Below are 3,182 nucleotides of genomic sequence, written 5' to 3' on the forward strand. Positions count from 1 at the left end.
GCTGCAATGACCGGCGCTATTGTTATTAATCCAACTGTAGTTGCAGGTTACACAGCGATTGTATTTACTATTATCTTTTTTGTTTATTTTGGTGTTATTTACTTTACAGGTAATTTAACAGATGCAGAAAAACAAAGAATGTGGGCACTATTTTTAGTATGTATTGCATCTGCATGTTTTTGGTCTGGCTTTGAACAAGCTGGTTCATCATTAAACTTATTTGCTCGCGACTATACTGACCGCCTTATTGGTACTTTTGAAATCCCTACAACGTGGTTTCAATCATTAAACTCACTGTTTATTATTACTTTATCGCCATTTTTTGCAGCGCTTTGGATTAACTTATCTAAAAGCTTAGTATCACCTAGCTATAGCGTTAAGTGTGCAATTGGCTTAATTATCATGGCATCAGGCTTTTTAGTTATGTTTATGGCGGCTCATTACGCAGCTGAAGGCTTAAAAGTTGCGCCTTACTGGCTTGTTACTACGTACTTTTTACATACAGTGGGTGAGCTTTGTTTAAGCCCTGTAGCATTAAGTGCTGTAAGTAAGTTATCGCCTAAACGTTACACTGGCCAAATGATGGGTGTGTTTGTATTAACTTACTCGATTGGTAATATTATTGCGGGTTTACTTGCTGGTAATTTCGATCCGAATAATGTTGATGAAATTCCTAACTTATACTTACAAATTGCATTATTTAGCATTGGTGTTGGTGTTGTTTTAGTACTAATGACTTTTAAAGCTAAAGTATGGGAAAAACAAGGTTTAGAAGAGAAAGTCTCTTAATTATTGTTTTTTTCAAATGTAGCAATATAACCTAAGACAATTCCTCCATAGCTTCTATGGGGGAATTTTTTATTCAACTTTGCCCTTCCCCCGTTAACTGATATTATATCCTGATTGGTTATTGAATAGACTCAAGGACATCCGTAGATGCAATCGTTAACGATATCACGTGTTATTATATTTATATTTCTTAGCTTTATTCTAACTGCCTGTGGTAGCGGTGATGAAGTGACGGTTAATCCAAACGATCCTGTTGAGCCTGAACCTAGCAAATTAACACTATCAAGCGCTAATGGTTTAGACGTTACATTAGACGAAGGCAATTTTATATTTAATGCACCTTCCAGTGCTATTTCTAGTGATGTAGAGCTTACCTACGAGAAAACATTATTAGATGAGACGAATATACAACAAAATATAATTTCTGATTTACATGCGCTTACGCCCTCCACGCTTACTCTTGAAAAACCTATTACCATTACAATAAAAATCCCTGATGACTATGCATTAGGCGGACAACTGTTTATCGCAAAACTATCGGGCGCTAATTGGGATACTGTTACAAATTCAATAGTTTTAGATGGGTTTGTTAGCGCTCAAGTAACAACACTGGGCACATATGCAATACAAATGCAGCGCAATGAAGCTTTCGCAAATATCGGCCCAACTTGCGACGCTAATGCAACAGAGCAGTCGGTAAGGTTTGTTCACGTTGCAGATTTACATGCTCGCTTTGGCTATGAAGAGCAATATTTCAGCCGGATCAAAGCCTACTACAACCAAGTAGCAAGCCAAACTCCGCACACCTTATTTACAAACGGTGGTGACGACTATGAAAAAGGCACCGTTGCTGAGCAATTATCACAAGGTACCGCGACAGAAGAAGCTATTAAAGCAATGCAGTTTGACCTACGAGTCGTTGGAAATCATGATTATGCTTGGGGCCCTGAAAAATTACTAAGTTATTCCCAAGACGAGAATGCAATCGTACTTGCTAGTAATACTCGTTATGAAGCAGAGCAACTACAAGATTTTGAAGGCGTAGGATTTGCAAAAGTTCAAGTAGGATGTATTACACTTGGTGTGTTTGGCATGACCTCAGTGCCATGGAATGAGCTAGATGAACCTATTCAAGATGATCCGATCCCTGATTTTATTAAACAGTTTAAAATGAGCTGGCAATGGCAACAAATCGCACAAAGCATCGTAAACCAATACAGTGATGATGTAGATTACATGATTATGTTGAGCCATTTAGGTGTAGGCCAAGATACTGATATGGCAACAAACGTACCCGGTATAGACTTAGTACTTGGCGGCCATACACACGGTGGGGAAAGCTACACAACCCTTGATAACGGCGCTATTGTTTTACAACCGGACTTTTACGCTAAAGGTATTACGGACTTAACGCTTAATTTTAATTTAGCTGATAAATCATCCCCAGTTGTTGATTACAAAACGATTGAAACCGATACAATTGATGAACGCGATGAGGCAACAAAACTAGCTATAGATGAGATAATGGGGCGTTATGCTCCCGATGCAGAAACTGAAATCGCTATTTCTGAAAACTATCCAACTGATGCGCAGCTAGCCGAAATAACCGCCTTAGCCGCAAAACACTCAAGCACAATTAGCGCAGCATTACTTAATCCTGAACTAGTACAAAAGCGCTGGACACCCGGCACACTTACTCAAGAAGACTTCCATAAAGCTTTTTACGTAGAAAGACAGCCATCAAATACGCCAGGGTTTAACTCTATTTATAAAGTAACTGTATCGGGAAGCGACTTAACAACGATGTTTGCAAGTCAACCAGATTGGTTTTTACTTAAACCTGAGGATATACAACCCACTAATAATTACGAAGTTGCACTATTTAAAGGAGCAGCTTTGAATCCTGATTTATTTTTTAATAGTGTTACATTCTCAAACGTAGAACCGATAGCTGAAGCTTGGTGGCTACTTGATAAATATGCACGTGCTAGAACAAGTCAGTGCCTACACCTTGACAGTGACACCGAACTTTATTCATGCAACAACTTAGCAAATGTAACCGTATGGAACTTTGACGATACTAACAACCCGTTAGCAGCTGATTTTGGACCTTCGGTACTTAGCTACTTTGATCCAGATGAAACAAACTGGGGCACTGCAGAGACACAATATAGCACCACTACTCAATTAAATATTGATGATTTAAGTGATGGTCCTTCAGGTGTTATGGCGTTTTCTCGCCACGCTCCAACAGAAGGCTTACTTATTGATTTAAACACACCAGCAAATGGTGACTTTGCAAATGAAGGAATGGTGTCTGACTACACCTTGGTTATGGATTTATACTGGCCCGCAGAAGGTAAAGATATTTACCGTGCAATTATGCAAGCCAA

Annotated in this window: 2 protein-coding genes; both read left to right on the forward strand. The window is 38.9% G+C overall.

The annotated features are described in order from the left end of the window. Positions 1-789: oligopeptide:H+ symporter (locus tag L652_RS0100710; RefSeq protein ID WP_024603185.1), on the forward strand; the 789-nt coding region annotated here is incomplete at its 5' end. 147 nt (positions 790-936) lie between these two features. Next, positions 937-3,182, forward strand: a 2,246-nt coding sequence (locus L652_RS0100715) for a metallophosphoesterase (protein WP_024596012.1), incomplete at its 3' end; no start/stop codon positions are given.

This window comes from Pseudoalteromonas sp. TB25 (assembly GCF_000497995.1).
GTDB lineage: Bacteria > Pseudomonadota > Gammaproteobacteria > Enterobacterales > Alteromonadaceae > Pseudoalteromonas > Pseudoalteromonas distincta.